Raw genomic sequence first — 18,958 nt, 5'->3', positions numbered from 1 at the left:
CCTGCTAAAATAATGTAAATTATATAATTTCTAATGAAAAAAGAATAGAGGGTATTCCCCCTCTATTCTTTACTTTATTAAATCATCTCCTGCGGAGCTGCAATATTAACGACTTCAGAAGGAGATTTATACTCCCACTGAAGTTTTCTATTTGTTAGGGTATGTAACTCCCACTTATATATGTGGGAGACTTTCCTTCTGAAATGTCGTTAAAATCTTGTCGTACCGTCTTTCGTAACAATACCTTTGATTAATGACTTAGCTATTATTTTTTCTTGTACTATTTCATACGCATCTAATATCATTTTTACAGATAATTTTTGTTTTTCAACACTACTTGCATAAACAGTTGCAATAGCCTCACCCTTGTTTACAAAATCTCCGATTTTCTTATGAAGAACAATTCCCACTGATAAATCTATTTTGCTTTCTTTAGTTTCACGCCCAGCCCCTAAAACTAAAGCAGCCTTTCCTATGTCGTCAGCTTTTATTCCTTTCACATAGCCTTCATGGATTGATATAATGGGCTCTATAATAGCTGGCACTGGGAATATAGATGGATCATCTACGTAAGCTGGATTCCCACCTTGTGATACTACAAGTTCTCTTAATTTCTGGATACCTTTTCCTGATTTTATAATATCCACAAGCACTTTTCTCGCCTGCTGCGCATCCGTTGCTTTTCCTCCTAATACAAGCATATGTGCCCCTAAGGTTAAACAAAGTTCTGTAAGATCTTCTGGACCTTCACCTTTTAATGTATCTATAGCTTCTTTTACTTCTAAAGCATTACCAACTGCGTAACCTAATGGTTGGTCCATATCAGTTATTACACCAATAGTATTTCTACCTACATTAGTTCCTATATCAACCATCTCTCTTGCAAGTTCAAAGGCATCATCCTCATTTTTCATAAATGCACCACTACCTGTTTTTACATCGAGTACTATGGCATCTGCTCCAGAAGCTATTTTTTTACTCATTATACTTCCTGCAATTAAAGACATATTATCAACAGTCCCGGTAACATCACGAAGTGCATATAGTTTCTTGTCTGCTGGTGCTAAATCAGCAGTTTGACCACCTATAGCAATTTTGGCTTTGTTTACATTTTGCATAAACTTTTCAATTGACATGGCAACTGAGAAGCCTTCAACAGATTCTAGCTTGTCAATAGTTCCACCAGTATGTCCGAGTCCTCTTCCTGACATTTTAGCAACTGGCACGCCTGCTGCTGCAACAATAGGCCCAAGAATTAAAGTAGTTGTATCACCTACACCACCAGTACTATGCTTATCAACCTTTACACCTTCAATAGACGATAAATCAATAGTTTCACCACTATTCACCATTGCCATTGTTAAATCTTTAGTTTCTCTCTTATTCATTTTTTGAAAGTATATAGCCATAAGCAATGCTGAAACTTGATAATCCGGGATAGTTCCATCTGTATATCCGCCAACAAAAAAATTAATTTCTTCTGTAGTAAGTTCGTTGCCATTTCTTTTTTTTATTATTAAATCATTCATTCTCATACTACTCACCCCTAATTATTCATTTTAAATATATTTATACGTCTTCAAATTTAATAATTATAATTTGACTATTTAAATCCCTGGACTATTGCTATAGAACTACTAGCTCCTACTCTACTAGCGCCTGCTTCAATAACAGCTTTTGCATCTTCAGCTGTCCTTACTGCTCCAGACGCTTTAACTCCCATTTCTGCTCCTACAGTCTCTCTCATTAATTTTACATCATGAATTGTTGCTCCACCCGTTGAAAATCCTGTTGAAGTTTTTACGAAGTCCGCTCCAGCTTCTTTAGCTATTTGACATACCCTAACTTTTTGTGCATCTGTTAAAAGACAAGTTTCTATTATTACCTTTACTAGTGCGTATCCTTTACAAGCACCAACTACTGCTTTAATTTCATCTTTTACTACATCAAACTTGTTTGATTTTATAGCACCAACATTAACTACCATATCTATTTCCTGCGCACCATTTTCAATTGCTTGTTTTGCTTCAAATGCTTTTACTTCTTTTGTTGTAGCTCCCAGTGGAAAACCAACAACGATACAAGTTTTTACGTTACTTCCTTCTAATTCTTTTCTTACAAGTGATGCGTAATATGCATTAGCACATACTGAAGCAAATCCGTATTCTTTAGCTTCAGAACAAACTTTTATAATTTGGTCCTCGCAGGCTTCTTGTTTTAATAGTGTATGGTCTATATATTGTTCTATTCTCATATTAATCTTCTCCTTTATTTTTTATAAAATTATTTTCTATATACTTTTCTGATCCTTTTAAGAGAATCTCTGGCAAAATAGTTACTCTTTTAATTTCGGTAGGCTTGTTACTATTTAAATTTTCTAATAACATTCTCATACCAATTCTGCCAAGTTCAATAGATGGCCCATTAATAAAACTAATGTTCATCCCTATTATATTTAACATATCAAGCTTATCAAACCCAATAATCGCCATATCACGCGGTACATCTATTTTTTCTTCATAAAAAGCTTTTATGCATCCCAAAATCATGGTATTACTACTTACAAAAATAGCAGTAGGTCTATTATCCATTTTCAATATTTGCTTTGTGATTTCATAAGCAGTTTCATATTTGTAGTCACCATAAAAAATATATTCCTTTGCTACAGGAATATTATTAGCTTCTAATGCTTTTTCATATCCTAGCAATCGTTCTTTTGCAGGTCTAGAATTCATATTTCCTGTAATTATAGCAATTTTTGTGTGACCTGCTTCTATTAAAGTAGTTGTTCCAGCATAAGCCCCTTTTATATGATCTATAAAAACTCCACTAAAATCAAGATACTCAACATGCCCATCAATTAAAATTATTGGAATTTCTAAGCTTTTAAGAGCATTTAAGTTTTCACTATTACCTGAATCTTTGTAGAACGTTGGAGTTATAAGGAGTCCTTGAATCCTTTGCTGCCTAAGAACATTAATAGCTTTTAGTTCCTTATCTTTATTCTCATCAGTATCACAAAGAATTATATTTAGATTATGTTCATCCGCAATTTCAGTTACACCTTTAATAATCTCCCCAAAAAACAAATTGTTTATATCAGGAACTATAACTCCAATAGTATTAGTTTTACTTTTGGATAGGCTTCTAGCTATAGCACTAGGTGTATAATTTAGATCTTTTATTACCTTTTGAACTTTTTTTCTTGTTTCATCTTTTACATAACCTGAATTGTTTAACACTCTTGACACTGTTGCATGTGATACTTTAGACTTTTGCGCAATATCACTTATTGTCACTGTCATTTTAGCCATCCTCACTTTCAGGAAAACGATTGTAAAATTCTAAATAAATACCCTTAAGACTCAATTTTCTGAAATATGTTACCGCTTTCACATTTAGTATACTGCAAGGTTATGTAAATTTCAATAGGATTTATTCGACATTTTTATGAATTTTATAACTCTATGTTTGTCTTTCAAAACATGTAGTCACCATTTGGAATATGTCAGAATAAATAAGATGTACTTTTGGTACACAAAACAAACGCCTAAGGACTATTTCAAAAAGTATACTTTATGAAATAGTCTTTAATCCACCTTTTGGATGCTGTATGTAAAAATATAACAGACATGCCAGTATTAAATAATATGATGGAAAGGAATAGGCAATAAAGATATTCAGAATCTCATTCTCACCATGAATAAATAATATAATATACAAGGTAATCCGATGGCAGATAGTATTGTGATTGCAGTATGTACTTTTTTATCATCTCGTAATATACACAATAAAAACTTATACCCTAAAATACCAATCAATCCACCCAAACAATTTAGAAATATATCATCAATGTCTGATGCTCCAATGCCTAAAAGCCCCTGAATGATTTCAACAAACAAACTCACTATAAATATAAACAACAAATTGGTTATTACTCTTTTATCATTTTTGAATAATGACAAATATGTACCAAGTGGAATAAAAATAACTATATTGCCACCCACATTACCAAAAGCAAATGCTTTTATATTCGCAGAACTGCCAGATATATATTCCATTATACTATAAAAAGGAATGAGATTGATTGACCTATGCTCCAAATGCGAAATTCTTGATAACAACAATATTTTACTTAATAAAAGTATGTAACAAATGAAAACACCATATAAAAAGACTGTTTTAATTCTCTCTCGTTTATTCATAATACCTCCATTTCTTATTTCATCCCTGCTTATTCTCTGACGTTCAGTTTATAAATTTTCAAACTATATTAACTATCCAAGGGCAATTTAATTATAAAAGCAGTTCTCTGATAATTGCTTTCAACAAAAATTTCACCTTCATGAATCTCTATTATACTTTTGGTTATAGCAAGACCTAATCCTGAACGTGATTTTTCAACTCTATAGAACCTTTCAAAAATAAAAGGTACATCTATACTTGGTATTGGCTCACCATAATTAATTATTTCTATAACCGCACTATTATTTTCTTTCCTAGTACATATGTCAATATACTCAGTCCCACTACCATAGTTCATGCCATTAGAAATTAGATTTTCAAATGCCCTAGCCATTTTAACTGCATCAGCCACTATTAAGAGTTTATCCTCCGAAAAATATGTCCTACTCTATATCTGCTTTTCTAAACTATAGCCTAAATTCCAATACCATTTGATTTATAGGTTCAATTACGTTTATTGATTCTTTATTTAATTTTAAAGTACTATTCCCCATTATAGTATACTGAAATAAATCATTGATTAAATTATTCAATCGTTTTGATTTTCATAGGCAATATTTACATAATATCTAAGTTCAACTTCATCTTTATATTTATCCTTATCTATGAGTTCAAGATACCCTAGTATTGATGTTAATGGAGTACGTAAATCATGAGATACATTTGTTATTAATTCATACTTTGTTTGTCCGGATCTCCGATCTTCCTCTATTGATTTATTTAATGGTGCATGGAAGCTAATCGATATGATGTTCTATACACTAAAATAAGCGGACTATTAGATATTGAAAAAGGTACGGAAGATTAATAATTTTTCTTAGCTTTTTTTTAGCTACTAAATGAATTTTAGCCCTATTTCAATGTTCTAAATTCATATCCTTTTTCTTTTAAATATCTTATGATTCTAGGTAATGCCTTAGCCGTTTCTTCCTTACCATATGTATCATGCATCAAAAGGACTACCTTTTCAGTAGTTCCTATAGATGCTTTTGTTAACTCGAATATTTCATCTGCAGTTTTCCTTTCCCCCTCTGAATCAAAATCATAGGCATTCCAATCAATCTCATACATATCGTTTTCCTTTAATCTAGCACTAAACTCATCCAAATTAGGGTCATTATAGTATTTTCTAGACATATATCCACCTGGCATTCTCAGAACTCTTGTATGAAAATCTTGTCCAATAATTCCTCTTATTACCTCATTAGTTTCATTAACTTCATTCATGTAGGTTCCTATATCAATCTTATTCCCAGGATATATCTTTTTTAAATCGTGGCTATATGTATGATTTCCTAAGGCATGACCATCTTCAAAAGCTCTTTTTACTATCTGCTTACTTTTTTCATCAGCTTCTACGCTTTTCCCAATTAAAAAGAAAGTTGCTTTCACTTCTTCTTCATTTAATACATCCAATATTTTAGAAGTCACCGTGACAGATGGCCCATCATCAAAAGTAAGAAAAACCATTTTTTTACCATCTTTCTTACTACTCATTAAACCCTTTAATTTTGAAATATCATAGGTATACTTATCCCCTTTTTCGTTCACATTTGACCCCTTGATAAGACCTCTATCCGTTGTACTAACTTCATTTTTAGGTTTAGTTTCTTCAACATCCTTAACTATTTCTACCCTACTAGCTTGTCCATCTTTATTATAAAAATGATTATATACCTTATAACCCCCAGAAAAACTTCCAATAATTAAGGATAATATTAAAATATTCTTTATTGTTACAAGGCCTTTTTTCTTTCTCTTATTTCTTCTTATCATTTGTGTTATTTGCATTATTTTTCCTCCTTATATAATCTAGTTATGAATTTTATCGCTTTAGTTCTCACAGGGACAATTAAAATGGACCCCCAAAGCTTCCCATTCTCGTACAGAATATCAATAACGGCTCGGGCTTCTTCTCAGCATTTCCCTATTATTTCATAGGTTCAAATTCTGGTTCAGAAGTAAAATTATTTTCATGATCAATAAATGTTATGCATACATTATTATTTTCTAAGTGTACTGAAACTGCTTAGCCATTTTGATCCTTGCTTTGTTTATAACGTACATTTATGTACTATTCCTTTTTTTTAAATAATTATATTAATTTCAATTGTAATTACTTGTAAATTTTTGCAGATTCATAAAATTACCCTTTTCAACCGACCTCCTAAACGACTTAGCAGTTCACTGGCAATTGTCCCAGCATTTTTAGCTAATTGTTGTGCTGTAATTTTCTCTGGGCCATCACAACCAATCAATGTAGCAATTTCATTTTTCGTAACATCAGGAATATCGGTGACATCGACCATGAGTTGATCCATACAAATCCGACCAATTGTTGGTGCGCAACAGCCATGAATCAAGACATAACCCACTCCACAGGAAAGGCTTCTCGGCAGGCCATCTGCAAAACCTATAGGAAGAATGGCAACGCGTGTCTCCCTTTGTGCAATAAATTGACGGCCATAGCTGACACTTTCTCCTGTATAAATTGTTTTTACGAGTACAATTCTCGCTTTTAAAGCCAGAACAGGTTGCAAATCTATCTGCATTCTTGTTTTATTATCGGGCGAACTTAATGCACCGTATAGTGCATCTCCGATTCTGACATAATCGCATTGGAGTTCTGGATAGTTTAAGACCCCATAACTGCTTTGAATGTGAATTTTAGGTAATGTATGCCCAAGTTTCTCAAGCCGATGCAACAGTGCATAAAAACTATGAAATTGATTTATGGTAAATTCAGTATCATCTGCTTTTGTGCTATCTGCGACGCATAGATGAGTAAAAATTCCACAAACCTTTAAATTCTCGCATCGCAGGATTTTATCAACCTCCATCGTGTTGTTGCAGCGTTCACCCAAACGATGCATACCAGTATCAATTTTGATGTGAACCTGTATAAGTTTTCCGAACATATTAAGCTGTTTTGCGTGGTCATAATCAGTTATCGTCTGCATCAAATTGTAACAAAGCATTTCTCTAGACCTCTTCGGTGAGGTATAACCTAAAATCAGTATATTGCCTTTAATTCCGTGCATCCGCAAATGGATAGCCTCGTCTATTGTGGCAACAGCGAAAGATTTAACGCCCAATTGGTTTAGATTGGCTGCTACCTCCGCATCGCCGTGCCCATAGGCATTGGCTTTCACAACAGCCATCAATTCGCATCCATCTGAAAGAACCTCACTTAAGGCTTTCACATTATGTTTTAAGTTGGTTAAATTGATTTCAATCCACGCTCTGTCCATATGTGTCTGTTTTGAATTAAATTCCATTCTTTTCGTTTTTTTCAAAATCATACTGCTAAGGTTCGCAGTATCTTTAGGGTCTAATGTCAGTGTCCTCATCGTCTCATCTCCAGCATTATTAGGGAATCTACAATTTTATCAAAAGTCATACCAATTCCTTTAAGCATATTGGGATAGCGGCTATGAGAAGTAAACCCGGGAATGGTATTGACTTCATTAAAAATGATATCTCTATCCGGTGTTAAAAATAGGTCTACCCGTGCAAATCCGGAACATCGCAGCGCCTGATAAATTATGACAGATGTCCGCTTGATACGCACAGCCATATCTGCGTCAATGCGGGCAGGCATATGAATTTGGGAGGTTTTCGGGGTGTATTTTTCGATATAATCATTAAACCCATTCGACAGTTCTATCTCATCCACCTCTCCAATAGTAAGTGAATCATTGCCAAGGACAGCGCAACCAACTTCGAATCCATTGATTGCTTCCTCTATAAGGATCTTATTGTCATACTGAAAGGCGACAGCGATCGCAACTTGAAGTTCGCTCCCTTGCGAAACCTTTGTGATGCCAAGAGAGGACCCTCCACTTACGGGTTTAACAAACATTGGAAATTTTAAGGGAACAATCCGCTCCATCAGTTCTGCATCGGAAATCTTAGATCTCAGCAAAATTGATGGAGGCGTTTTTACTCCGGCCAAATGCACGATTTTATGGGCAATGTCTTTGTCCATGCACATTGCTGAACTCAACGTGCCGCATCCTACAAAAGGGATACCAGCCATCGTCAATAAACCTTGTACTGTTCCGTCCTCACCGTTTTTTCCATGAAGGACGGGAAAAACCACATCAATTCTGGTCGCAATTATCTTATCATCATAAAACTCAAGCATCCCATGAATATGCCGATCAGGTGAAATAATAGCCGGAACACAGGCCCCAATATCCATCCATGTATTGTCACGAATTTGCTCCGGTGAACCATCATATCTCATCCAAACTCCCGACCGCGTAATACCGATTAGAATTACATCGTAATATTCCAGATTAAGGCTTATAATAACAGAATAAGCAGATTGTAAAGAAACCTCATATTCGCTAGAACATCCCCCAAATATGATTGCAATTGTTTTCTTTTTCATTGTATTATTCTCCTTTTTCTATAATTTCTATATCATCATGTAACTGATATCCTATTTCACATATATTGTTATAAAGAAGACTATCGTAAAACTGTTGTAATTTTTCATCTGACTTTCTTTGATAAATAGATACCTGCTGAAATACATTGCACCCTTTTCTATAATAGGATATATCTCGATCAAATATTTCGTACGTGAAATCTAGCTCTTTATTTGTCAAAATACAACCTTGCATATAGCTGTCATCGAATGTAATCTTTATTTGGAATATGGAATTTGTCTCATTTTTAACCTTTAAATCCAACCATCCCTCGCTGACAGTAGCATCCGTAGCTTCGGGATTATCACTTGCTTCTGATGAAAATGTTTTAATATCGTGGGTATGTCGCTCTACAATTGTAAGTGGGGTGTGAATCAGCAACCAAAAAACTAAATTACTTAATTGACAAAGTCCACCACCATACGCCCCTACTATTTTTCCATCCTGTAAGACTAATCCATCTTTATAATTTTCATAACGGTCGGCTGATTTGACAAGTTGCCAAAAGGAAAAGGTTTCTCCAGGTTGTATTAAAATATTGTTAACTGTTTTGGCGGCAAGTTTTAGGTTATATACTTTATTAATTTGATATTGTAAATCAAATCCACTGTTGTCGTTTATCAACAAAGACCCTGCTTCGAATACCTTGTAGGGTAATGCATTATCTTCTTTCGTTTTCGCATAGCTGTTTTTATCAAAATACATATGTATGTAGAAGAAATTTTTTCTTTGCATTTTTCTAAGCGGCAATAAAAATGGAAATATCTGCGTAATTCTCTTTCGTGTCATATAATCTATCCTTCCATCTATTTTTTGTAATATCTTTTCCTTACTCTCTAATATTACAAAAATTAGTTTAAGAAAATTGTAATTAAATCTTAAGATTTCTTAAGATTACAATTTATTAAGCAATATAATTAAACAATAGTTTTAATTTTTTTTGTAGCATTTTTGTTAATTTTATCATTTGCATGATATGGAGATATATTCATTATTGAAAACAAATCTGAAAATAGCTTACGTGCTGCTGGTACTGCTGTCTGTCCCGCATAATATTTCATTGAGTTTGGTTCCTCTATAGTAACTATTAAGCTTACCTTTGGATTACTTGAAGGGGCCATACCTACATTCAATTTACAGTAATTATATTTAAATACAACATACAGTATCCTGCATTTATCATATTATAAATTAGGTAATCATTATACGAGTAGTGTTGTTAATAAGTTTTTATGGGAATCTTATTTTTTTCCTAAGTTGTTGTACACTGTTAATGCATCGGTAATATTGTACTGCTCAGATTTGTGATTTCCCTTAGCACCGACTGTAATCAAAATATATTCTTTCCCGCCTACTTTAGCGAGACTTGCGAGGCATAGACCAGCCTTATCGGTATACCCAGTTTTTCCTCCTAAAATTTTTCCGCCACCAATATTTGAACCGTTAAGTTTTTCAAACATTGTACTGTTAAATGTTATCCCATCAGGGTGCTTATTCGTGGATTGGGTTGAATAGTTGGAAGAAGTGAAAATCTTACGGAATGTATCATTTTTAAGTGCATAGCTAAGAATTATAGTCATATCCTTAACCGTTGTATAGTGATTTTTATCGTCAAGTCCAGTCGCATTGTCAAAATGGGTGTTATTCATACCGAGCTCTGCCGCCTTTTGGTTCATCATCTTTACAAAGTTCTGCTCTGAACCAGCAATTTTGTCGGCAAGCCCAATAGAACACTCCGCGCCACTTGGTAGCAGCGCCCCGTATAGCAGGTCAATTGCACTGACTTGCTCATTCGGTAAGAAGCCGGCCATTGAAGCATCTGCATTGTACAGCTTTTGAAACATAGAATTAGGGAGTTCTATTTTTTCCTGCAAATTTGACAAATTTTCTATTGCAACAATTGCGGTAATTATTTTGGTCAAAGACGCAGGATGAATTTTTTCTTCACTCTTTTTCTGCATCATGATAGTGTGATCATTTAAGCAGACCAGAATCGCATGAGGACTATTCAGATTATTTGAAGATATAGAAATAGATGGGTCAGATGCTATCATTACCGAGGGCCTCAGCGTGGTTTTATTATCGCCACTCTTATCATGTAAAGATCGGCCTCCAATGATAGTAATAGATTTATATACGAGAAGGACAATGACAACCATCAATAATAATGACAAAAAAATTACTTTTGTTTTCTTCTTAGGTTTTTTAAGCATAATAAAACATCTCCTTATTTTGTGCTGGTTTTGTTTAATCACAGAAGATTGCACTTTTCTTCTCTTATGTATTATTTATTCATCACGTTTTACAGGAGTAAAATTATAGACTCCTTAATTTAACATTTTAAGACTCATCCTTTTAACCATTTAAAGGATTGCTACTTTAATAATCTGTTTATTTTATGGTATATACATAGTAATTTTTACATATCTCGCCTTACCCTCAAAATATATATCTCACCTGGATGTTACTTTTCCACATCTCTGCACCTAGTTTATTATCATGTTCAAAACATATTTACTCTTTCAAAGCTTGTACATTACCTTCTTCACTATCCTATTTCTAATATTACCAAAAGGAGTTTAAGAAAATTGTAATTAATTCTTAAGATTTCTTAAGATTACAATTTATTAAGAAATATTATTACAAAGCTTTGGTTCCAATTCTCATATTATAAACAACCGCTCCATTAAAAAAATAAAAAGGCTACATTCCTTTAAATTATCTTAAAGAGAATGTAGCCTTTTTATTTGGATATTTATTCTGCAGTCATAAATTGACTTTATTAAGAATTTTGCGGTAACTTCTAAATTTTTTTACCATTTTATATATTACTTTATATACCCAAAATCCTAAAATTGATCCTAAAACATTTAATATAATCTCATCAATATCCAAGAACCTAAACTAAAAACTAACTGTATTATTTCAATTGATAAACTTACTGCAATTGTATAAAGAAGATATTTTTCAACTTGTTATATTCATTAAATACCTGTAGCCTAAGATGCTTTTATATTAATAGCTACAGATGTGAATTAACCTATACCAGCCTTAGGTAATTCACTTTATTACTCTTATATCAGCTATTTATGGAAGCTTATTACCTGCTGCCCTATATATATCATACCACTCAATCCTTGTTAGTTTAACCTGCGAGGCCTTACAAATATCCTTTAAACGCTTTTGGTTTGTTGTACCCACTAATGGCTGGATTTTAGCAGGATGCCTTAGAATCCAAGCAATTGCAATTGCTGTATTTGATACACCTCTAGTAGCTGCAATTTCATTTATTTTATTGTTTAGCTCTGGGAATTTATCACCTTATTAACTACCCAAGGGCAATTTAATTATAAAAGCAGTTCTCTCATAATCGCTTTCAACAAAAATTTCACCTTCATGAAGCTCTATTATACTTTTGGTTATAGCAAGACCTAATCCTGAACCTCCAGTAAATCCTGAACGTGATTTTTCAACTCTATAGAACCTTTCAAAAATAAAAGGTACATCTATACTTGGTATTGGCTCACCATAATTAATTATCTCTATAACCGCACTATTATTTTCTTTCCTAGTACATATGTCAATATACTCAGTCCCACTACCATAGTTCATACCATTAGAAATTAGATTTTCAAATGCCCTAGCCATTTTAACTGCATCAGCCACTATTAAGAGTTTATCCTCCGAAAAATATGTCCTACACTCAATATCTACTTTTCTAAACTGTGGCCTAAATTCCAATGCTACTTGATTTAAAAGTTCAATTACGTTTATTAATTCTTTATTTAATTTTAAAGTACTATTTCTCATTATAGTATACTGAAATAAATCATTGATTAAATTATTCAATCGTTTTGATTTTTCATAGGCAATATTTACATAATATCTAAGTTCAACTTCATCTTTATATTTATCCTTATCTATGAGTTCAAGATACCCTAGTATTGATGTTAATGGAGTACGTAAATCATGAGATACATTTGTTATTAATTCATACTTTGTTTGTTCTGCTCTCCGCTCTTCCTCTATCGATTTATTTAATTTTTCTATTATTTCATTCATATTTTTAGCTGTTTTCCCTAGCTCTGCTTTCGATTGTTCTGGTATCTTTTTATCTATCCTACCCTCTGCTATGGCTTTAATATGTTCATCGACTTCTACAAAGTACTTAATCTTCTTGTAAATCAATAAATGCGAATAACTTATAAAAATTATTATCCATAGTGCAATTGCTATCTTTATAAAATCGTAATGTAGCCTTGCCTTATAAATTTCATCTAAAAATTGTTGTGAATACATTGCACATATTGCCAAAAAAAACTTCCACATAATATACATTACTGCCATTGTTAATGCTGATAATAGAAAAGCAAGTAATATATTAAAAACTACTTTTAACTCTAATTTATATATAAGTTTTCTTTTCAATTTTATACCCTACTCCCCATATAGTATGAATAAGTTTCTCACCACCTAAAACCTCATCAAGCTTATCTCTTAATTTACTCATGTGAGTCATAACTGTATTATTAGATTGATAATATTTTTCCTTCCAAACTCTTTGAAATATCTCTTCTGCACTAAAAACTCTCCCTGGATTATTAGCTAAGACGTGTAATATTTCAAATTCTGTAGAAGTTAACGCAATAATCTTATTATATACTTCTACCTGATGAGTGGATTTTTTAATTTTAAGTGGTCCTATAACTATATTATCTCTATCTTTTAATTGATCGCTATTTTTATCGAATTCGTAAATTCTTCTAAATATAGACTTAACTCTAACCATAAGCTCTAAAGGATTAAATGGTTTTACCATATAATCATCAGCTCCTGACAATAACCCTTTTATTTTATCTGAATCTTGATTTTTAGCACTTAACATAATTATAGGTATATTAAGCTTCTCACGAACTTTGTTACACACTTCTATACCATCAATTTTAGGCATCATTATATCTAGTATTATAAGATTTATATTATAATTATCTATAACCTGCAAAGCTTGTTCACCATCATACGCTTTGTAAATATTATGTCCTTCATTGGTTAAATATATTTCAATTAAATTAACTATTTCTTTATCATCATCTACAACTAATATATTTTTACCCATATAATCACTCCATTTATTTGTTCAGATAGCATTTTGTTCAATATATAACTTCTGAGCGTATTCCAAATTCATTTACTAAAAACACAGGTAATATCATACCAAACATGCTTTGATTGTTTAATATTCTAAAAACTCCTCCAAAGTAATATCTTTTGAGTAAATTTTCTCTGAATTCTCAACACCTACATACCTTACATGCCAAGGTTCATAATTATAACCTGTAATATCTTCTTTTCCTTTTCCATATCTTATTATAAATCCAAATTTATAAGCATTCTCTTGAAGCCATTTACCTTCTTTAGTGTTTTCAAAACCTGTACTCTTTTCAGCATTAGTTATATCCATTGCTAACCCTAATTGATGCTCACTTTTACCTGCCGTTGCCACATACTTATATGTATACCCTTTTCCTCTTATTTTAATACTATTTTCATATAACTCTTTTTGAGTTGCATAAGACCTATAACCAGATAACGCATAAAGTATAATCCCCTCCTCTTCACCTTTTCGAAATAGCCTTTTAAGTGCATCCCCCGCATTCCCTTTCATCAGCATTTCTTCATTTGACACGTTAGGATAAATTTTAACATTTACAACTTTTAAATTATGTGGAACATAATCCTTATCCAAGGTATTTCCTCTGTTCACTAACATTAAATCACCATCATCTACATTGCTATTGTCATTAGATATATCTTTAATAGCTTCAATATAATCGTTCCTTTCAATTACATCCCCTATAACTTTTATACTACCATATTTGCTGTTTATATATATTAAGCATACAATTCCTAAAATCAAAATCACTCCAATTTTCTTCTTCATCTTAAACTCCTCCTTATTTACTTTTAAAACTTAATTTCAAGTAAATAACACATTTATTTTATTTGAAATTTTTCAACAAAGTAAAATGCATATTCCTTACTTTATTATATTACAAAAAGGAGTTTAAGAAAATTGTAATTAAACCTTAAGATTTCTTAAGATTACGGTATGATTATCTTTATGTAGAATACAGCTACACCTTCAAGCTTCATTATAATGTATAAGTAAACAATAAAAAATGGTTAATTTAAACATTTTAGTATTTATTGAATCAATCATTACATACAAATCTTTAGGATAATATATTTCTTTAAAGGACAATATATTAATGAATTAAAATTATTAATTAATGGAGGTATTATATATGAGCATACTTGATGGATTTTTTGAAAAAGGTGATTCCGCTGTCAAAAAAACTACTGATGATACCGCAAACCTTAGTCTGCGCAAAGAAGAGCTTGATATTTCGAAAAGCAGAGTACAAAAAGGTGATGTAGAAATTAGTAAGGAAATTTTAGAAGAACATAAAAAAGTTGAAGTACCCGTAACACGTGAAGAAGTAGTAATTGAAAGAAGAACCTTAAACAATGAAGCAAGTGATTCTCCTATTACTAGTGAAGAAACCATTAACATTCCTGTAAGTGAGGAGAAAGTTAATGTAGGTAAACATACAGTAATAACAGGTGAAATTTCAGCTCATAAACACGAAATTGAAAATACAGTGCATATAGATGAGACCCTTAAACGAGAAGAAGCTCGAATAAATAAAATTGGTGATGTCAATATAATTGACAATGGAACCGATCAAAAATAATAAATTAGAAAACACCTCACTAATGACTCGTGAGGTGTTTTTCAAGATAAGTGGAGGGAAAAAGCATGGCAAAGGATTCCACAGAAAACAAAAACGGTAAATATATGCCAAAAGTAGCTGCTTTGAAACAAAGCATATGTGACCCTAATAAAAATGTTACCCTTAAAATTAAAGAAGAACAACTTGATATCTCTAAAGAGTGGATGCAAACAGGAGATGTTAAGATTTATAGAGAGTCTTCTACGCTACAAAAAAGTTTTACTGTGCCCGTTAAACTCGTAGAGCTTGTAATAGAACATACAATTCCTGCAGATATTACTACAAAACACAAAGATATGCATACAGAAGTAATACGCATCCCTCTTAGTGAAGAAAGTATCGAATTTACAAAGCACAAAGTTACTTTAGAAGATGTATCCATATATAAACAGAAGATACAAGATATAAAAATCATTGAAGCAACATTAAAAAGAGAAGAAGCTAAGGTTAAGATATCTGGCTCCCTAAGAATTAAAGACTAATTAAGTTTAAAGCGCTTTTAATTTCTAAATTTTATGTTACTTTTTCAAAGATTGAAAATATCCACATAAGTATATTAGGATGAATATCTCTAGAATCTACAAATTAAACCATCACCGTGTTATTGAAAACTCACTGTGATGGTTGTTTCCATATTTTTTAATCCAATACTTATTTAATAACATCTACATGTTCTATATTCCTTATAGATAGATACGCAATAAATCCTCCTACAATAGAGAGTGCTATTGGTATTGCAATAATATTACTTAATGTGTACTTCCCGTTACCGGAGCATACAATAGATACTATTAATATTGCGGATACTATTGTAGCAGGTACTGATTTTTTTCTCATTCCAAAATATAAAGGGATTAATCCCATACCGGTAGAAGCTAAAGCATTAATGCCAATAGTCATAAAACTCCTTATTATTGTGGAACTGGTTAATTTATCAGGCGTAAAATTGTAAAAGTTATTAATAATGCATAAAACAAAATCTATAAAGATATTAGATAAAACTATAGATATAAAGGTGAATAATACAACAATAAGTAATTTAGCCATAATCAATTTTTTTCTACTTATAGGATACATAAACAATACCGTAATTGTATTGCTCTTATATTCTTCAATTATGAACCTGGCAATAAGCACTGAAGCAAATATTATAAAAGTAGCTTTTACCGTGGTATCAACCATTGAAAAAGTAAAAGGAAGGCTAGTGAAGTCTATGTCCCCTACATTTTTTGATACAACAATTGTCATTGCGAATATAGCTATTATAACTATGTTTGCGATTATGGCTCCTTTTATATATCCCCCTATTTTAACCTTTTTCATTTCTAATTTCATTAATTTAAACACTCATATCATCTCCATTTAATAAATTTAAAAAGTGTATTTCTCATTTTTCATACCTCTAAATCCACTGGCGGCTCCTTAATCAATTTACTTCTAAATGCTAAAATAATTATAAGTAACATTAGTGAACCTATGGTGACACATGCCCATGCTTCTAATGTATCAAAAAAAATTCCAAATATCATCTGTCCAATTGGGATGGCTGCCATACAACCTGCACTCATTACTGCACTTACCCTTCCCATCATTGATAAAGGCACTTCTTTCTGAATTATTGTAATTACTGTTATACTTGCAATGTTCATTATCATGCCAATGATGCAACCTGCTATAATAATACTTATATAGGGTATAATGTTACTACTAAACAAATTAACATAAGCGGAAGTAGATATTACTGCAATTACTCCAGTTACTAATGCTGAACTAAAAATGCTTAAAAAAATAATTTTACCAGGCTTAATCACTTTACTTATTTTCCCAACCACAACCGTGGAAATGAGCAAAGCTGCAAATAAAGTTGATTGCAGTATTCCATACTGAAAATCAGTTATTTTAAATATTTCTTTTGATATATATGTTATACCTAAACCAAATATAGGATATAAAATAAAGTTTATAAATAATGCTAACGTAATAATAGTTAAAATCAATTTTTTCTGCTTTATAAATGCAATCCCCTCACCAAAATCAGTTAAAAAAGATTTTACACTTAATTTATTGGATTTTACACTCAACTTAGGAATAATTATAAACATTTCGCTTACTCCAGACAGAATAAAGCTTACTGAATTAACCAATAATATTCCTATTAACCCGTATATTGAAAATAGTATCCCTGCTAAAATAGGTGCCAATACATTCCCAACAGTAAGTATAAAAGAATCTACTCCATTAGCCTCTACTAAATCATCATTTTCTACAATACTTGGTATAATTGTACTTATCGCTGGTAAAAATACTGAATTAATTACAGCCATAATAATTGCTAAGACATATATACTTGTTAATGATATACAACCATTAAGTTTATATACAATCCAGTAAATTCCTATTATAATCCCAGATATAATATCTGCATATACTATTAATTTTTTTCTGTCGAACCAATCTGCAAATACTCCTGCTATTGGTCCAAGAATTACTCTAGGTATTATTCCAACTGCTGTTACTGCAGCAAATTTTGTTGCCGATCCTGTTACATTTAGAACATATAATGACAATGCAAATGTCTGCATTGTACTTCCTATTAATGATATAAATTTACCAAACATTAATACTATAAAGTTTTTTTCTCTAAGAGGTTTCAAGTTCATTTATTTCTCCCCCAATTTTACCCAATATACAAATTCGTTAAATATTATTTAATAACATCTACATGTTCTATATTCCTTATAGATAGATATGCAATAAATACTCCTATAATAGAAAGTGCTATTGGTATTGCAACAATGTTACTTAGTGAGTGGCCTCCCATATCAGAGCATACAACAGATACTATTAATATTCCGGATAATATTGTAGCAGGTACTGATTTTTTCCTCATTCCAAAATATATAGGAATTAGTCCCATACCGGTAGAAGCTAAAGCATTAATACCAATAATAATAAAATTACTTATTATTGTGGAGCTAGTTAATTTATCAGGCGTAAAGTTATGAAAGTTATTAATAATGCATAAAACAAAATCTATAAAAATATTAGATAAAACTGTAGCTATAAAAGTGAATAGTACCACAATAAGTAGTTTAGCCATAATCAACTTTTTTCTGTTTATAGGATACATAAATAATACCGTAATTGTATTACTTTTATATTCTTCAATGATGAACCTAGCAATGAGCACTGAAGCAAATATTGTAAAAATAGCTTTTACCACGCTATCAACCATTGTAAAAGTAAAATGAAGGCTAGTAAACTCTATTTCTATTTCCCCTACATTTTTTGATACAAAAATCATTGCTACTAAAATCGCTATTATAATTATATTTGCGATTATTGCTCCTTTTATATATCCCGCCATCTTAACCTTTTTCATTTCTAATTTCATTAATTTAAGCATTTATGTCACCTCCATTTAATAAATTTTAAAAGTGTATTTACCATTTTTCATACCTCTAAATCTACTTGCGGTTCCTT

20 protein-coding genes and 1 pseudogene are annotated in these 18,958 nt (G+C 31.7%); 2 read left to right on the top strand and 19 right to left on the bottom strand.

The window, feature by feature from the left end:
- Positions 1-209: 209 nt before the first annotated feature.
- From ACWJKP_RS01445 to ACWJKP_RS01370, 16 genes and pseudogenes are all read right to left on the bottom strand, one after another.
- Complete coding sequence (locus ACWJKP_RS01445) at positions 210-1,535, bottom strand: pyrimidine-nucleoside phosphorylase (protein ID WP_165412374.1); 1,326 nt, start codon at positions 1,533-1,535, stop codon at positions 210-212.
- Positions 1,536-1,603: 68 nt separating this feature from the next.
- Complete coding sequence (deoC, locus tag ACWJKP_RS01440) at positions 1,604-2,254, bottom strand: deoxyribose-phosphate aldolase (protein ID WP_165412375.1); 651 nt, start codon at positions 2,252-2,254, stop codon at positions 1,604-1,606.
- 1 nt (position 2,255) lies between these two features.
- Positions 2,256-3,305, bottom strand: a complete 1,050-nt coding sequence (locus tag ACWJKP_RS01435) for a LacI family DNA-binding transcriptional regulator (protein ID WP_165412376.1) — start codon at positions 3,303-3,305, stop codon at positions 2,256-2,258.
- 375 nt (positions 3,306-3,680) lie between these two features.
- On the bottom strand, positions 3,681-4,205 hold the full coding sequence (locus ACWJKP_RS01430) for a VanZ family protein (protein ID WP_165412377.1): 525 nt from the start codon (positions 4,203-4,205) through the stop codon (positions 3,681-3,683).
- 68 nt (positions 4,206-4,273) lie between these two features.
- A complete protein-coding gene (locus ACWJKP_RS01425) occupies positions 4,274-4,597 on the bottom strand; it encodes a sensor histidine kinase (RefSeq protein WP_462961379.1) in 324 nt (107 codons plus the stop codon).
- 177 nt (positions 4,598-4,774) lie between these two features.
- On the bottom strand, positions 4,775-4,915 hold the full coding sequence (locus ACWJKP_RS01420; protein ID WP_462961672.1) for a histidine kinase dimerization/phospho-acceptor domain-containing protein: 141 nt from the start codon (positions 4,913-4,915) through the stop codon (positions 4,775-4,777).
- A 182-nt stretch (positions 4,916-5,097) separates the two neighbouring features.
- A complete protein-coding gene (locus ACWJKP_RS01415; RefSeq protein WP_165412378.1) occupies positions 5,098-6,036 on the bottom strand; it encodes a polysaccharide deacetylase family protein in 939 nt (312 codons plus the stop codon).
- A gap of 347 nt (positions 6,037-6,383) precedes the next feature.
- Positions 6,384-7,595, bottom strand: a complete 1,212-nt coding sequence (gene vanT, locus ACWJKP_RS01410; RefSeq protein ID WP_165412379.1) for a serine racemase VanT catalytic subunit — start codon at positions 7,593-7,595, stop codon at positions 6,384-6,386.
- The gene (gene vanG / locus ACWJKP_RS01405; RefSeq protein WP_165412380.1) at positions 7,592-8,641 is read right to left on the bottom strand and encodes a D-alanine--D-serine ligase VanG; all 1,050 of its coding nucleotides are present in this window, start codon (positions 8,639-8,641) and stop codon (positions 7,592-7,594) included. Before vanG ends, vanT begins: the two co-directional genes overlap by 4 nt.
- Positions 8,642-8,645: 4 nt before the next feature.
- On the bottom strand, positions 8,646-9,470 hold the full coding sequence (vanW, locus tag ACWJKP_RS01400) for a glycopeptide resistance accessory protein VanW (protein ID WP_165412381.1): 825 nt from the start codon (positions 9,468-9,470) through the stop codon (positions 8,646-8,648).
- Positions 9,471-9,598: 128 nt separating this feature from the next.
- Positions 9,599-9,742 (bottom strand): hypothetical protein, encoded by a 144-nt coding sequence (locus tag ACWJKP_RS01395; protein ID WP_165412382.1) that lies wholly within the window; start codon positions 9,740-9,742, stop codon positions 9,599-9,601.
- A 180-nt stretch (positions 9,743-9,922) separates the two neighbouring features.
- A complete protein-coding gene (locus ACWJKP_RS01390) occupies positions 9,923-10,894 on the bottom strand; it encodes a D-alanyl-D-alanine carboxypeptidase family protein (protein ID WP_165412383.1) in 972 nt (323 codons plus the stop codon).
- 874 nt (positions 10,895-11,768) lie between these two features.
- Positions 11,769-11,999 (bottom strand): annotated as a pseudogene (locus tag ACWJKP_RS01385) (aldo/keto reductase); the annotation flags it as partial.
- A 6-nt stretch (positions 12,000-12,005) separates the two neighbouring features.
- The gene (locus tag ACWJKP_RS01380) at positions 12,006-13,109 is read right to left on the bottom strand and encodes a sensor histidine kinase (protein WP_187351408.1); all 1,104 of its coding nucleotides are present in this window, start codon (positions 13,107-13,109) and stop codon (positions 12,006-12,008) included.
- Positions 13,087-13,797, bottom strand: a complete 711-nt coding sequence (locus tag ACWJKP_RS01375) for a response regulator transcription factor (protein WP_165412384.1) — start codon at positions 13,795-13,797, stop codon at positions 13,087-13,089. Before ACWJKP_RS01375 ends, ACWJKP_RS01380 begins: the two co-directional genes overlap by 23 nt.
- 117 nt (positions 13,798-13,914) lie before the next feature.
- Positions 13,915-14,622, bottom strand: coding sequence for a M15 family metallopeptidase (locus ACWJKP_RS01370; RefSeq protein WP_165412385.1), 708 nt, complete (start codon positions 14,620-14,622; stop codon positions 13,915-13,917).
- 364 nt (positions 14,623-14,986) lie between these two features.
- On the opposite strand from ACWJKP_RS01370, the gene ACWJKP_RS01365 reads away from it, so the two are divergent.
- Together ACWJKP_RS01365 and ACWJKP_RS01360 are read left to right on the top strand one after the other, a co-directional pair.
- Positions 14,987-15,436: a YsnF/AvaK domain-containing protein gene (locus tag ACWJKP_RS01365; RefSeq protein WP_165412386.1), complete on the top strand. Its 450-nt coding sequence runs from the start codon at positions 14,987-14,989 to the stop codon at positions 15,434-15,436.
- Positions 15,437-15,501: 65 nt separating this feature from the next.
- The gene (locus ACWJKP_RS01360; RefSeq protein WP_224579096.1) at positions 15,502-15,957 is read left to right on the top strand and encodes a YsnF/AvaK domain-containing protein; all 456 of its coding nucleotides are present in this window, start codon (positions 15,502-15,504) and stop codon (positions 15,955-15,957) included.
- A 169-nt stretch (positions 15,958-16,126) separates the two neighbouring features.
- Here ACWJKP_RS01360 and ACWJKP_RS01355 read toward each other — a convergent pair whose 3' ends face one another.
- Genes ACWJKP_RS01355 through ACWJKP_RS01345 form a run of 3 tightly spaced genes read right to left on the bottom strand, consistent with a single transcriptional unit; the run spans position 16,127 to position 18,881 of the window.
- Positions 16,127-16,822, bottom strand: coding sequence for an ABC transporter permease (locus tag ACWJKP_RS01355; protein WP_165412387.1), 696 nt, complete (start codon positions 16,820-16,822; stop codon positions 16,127-16,129).
- Between the two features lie 47 nt (positions 16,823-16,869).
- Entirely contained in the window at positions 16,870-18,135 is a 1,266-nt protein-coding gene (locus ACWJKP_RS01350) for an MFS transporter (RefSeq protein WP_165412388.1), read from the bottom strand.
- A 44-nt stretch (positions 18,136-18,179) separates the two neighbouring features.
- A complete protein-coding gene (locus tag ACWJKP_RS01345) occupies positions 18,180-18,881 on the bottom strand; it encodes an ABC transporter permease (RefSeq protein WP_165412389.1) in 702 nt (233 codons plus the stop codon).
- Positions 18,882-18,958 lie beyond the last annotated feature (77 nt).

It is taken from the genome of Clostridium sp. CM037 (genome assembly GCF_055081095.1).
This window is presented reverse-complemented; position numbering and strand designations above follow the sequence as displayed.

Excerpts from the sequence above, each read along its gene's own strand:
- ACWJKP_RS01345 (WP_165412389.1), bottom strand. The coding sequence starts at position 18,881 with ATGCTTAAATTAATGAAATTAGAAATGAAAAAGGTTAAGATGGCGGGA.
- ACWJKP_RS01435 (WP_165412376.1), bottom strand. The coding sequence starts at position 3,305 with ATGACAGTGACAATAAGTGATATTGCGCAAAAGTCTAAAGTATCACAT.
- ACWJKP_RS01350 (WP_165412388.1), bottom strand. The coding sequence starts at position 18,135 with ATGAACTTGAAACCTCTTAGAGAAAAAAACTTTATAGTATTAATGTTT.
- ACWJKP_RS01445 (WP_165412374.1), bottom strand. The coding sequence starts at position 1,535 with ATGAGAATGAATGATTTAATAATAAAAAAAAGAAATGGCAACGAACTT.
- vanT (WP_165412379.1), bottom strand. The coding sequence starts at position 7,595 with ATGAGGACACTGACATTAGACCCTAAAGATACTGCGAACCTTAGCAGT.
- ACWJKP_RS01360 (WP_224579096.1), top strand. The coding sequence starts at position 15,502 with ATGGCAAAGGATTCCACAGAAAACAAAAACGGTAAATATATGCCAAAA.
- ACWJKP_RS01375 (WP_165412384.1), bottom strand. The coding sequence starts at position 13,797 with ATGGGTAAAAATATATTAGTTGTAGATGATGATAAAGAAATAGTTAAT.
- ACWJKP_RS01415 (WP_165412378.1), bottom strand. The coding sequence starts at position 6,036 with ATGCAAATAACACAAATGATAAGAAGAAATAAGAGAAAGAAAAAAGGC.
- ACWJKP_RS01395 (WP_165412382.1), bottom strand. The coding sequence starts at position 9,742 with ATGAAATATTATGCGGGACAGACAGCAGTACCAGCAGCACGTAAGCTA.
- vanW (WP_165412381.1), bottom strand. The coding sequence starts at position 9,470 with ATGACACGAAAGAGAATTACGCAGATATTTCCATTTTTATTGCCGCTT.
- ACWJKP_RS01370 (WP_165412385.1), bottom strand. The coding sequence starts at position 14,622 with ATGAAGAAGAAAATTGGAGTGATTTTGATTTTAGGAATTGTATGCTTA.
- ACWJKP_RS01390 (WP_165412383.1), bottom strand. The coding sequence starts at position 10,894 with ATGCTTAAAAAACCTAAGAAGAAAACAAAAGTAATTTTTTTGTCATTA.
- deoC (WP_165412375.1), bottom strand. The coding sequence starts at position 2,254 with ATGAGAATAGAACAATATATAGACCATACACTATTAAAACAAGAAGCC.
- vanG (WP_165412380.1), bottom strand. The coding sequence starts at position 8,641 with ATGAAAAAGAAAACAATTGCAATCATATTTGGGGGATGTTCTAGCGAA.
- ACWJKP_RS01365 (WP_165412386.1), top strand. The coding sequence starts at position 14,987 with ATGAGCATACTTGATGGATTTTTTGAAAAAGGTGATTCCGCTGTCAAA.
- ACWJKP_RS01430 (WP_165412377.1), bottom strand. The coding sequence starts at position 4,205 with ATGAATAAACGAGAGAGAATTAAAACAGTCTTTTTATATGGTGTTTTC.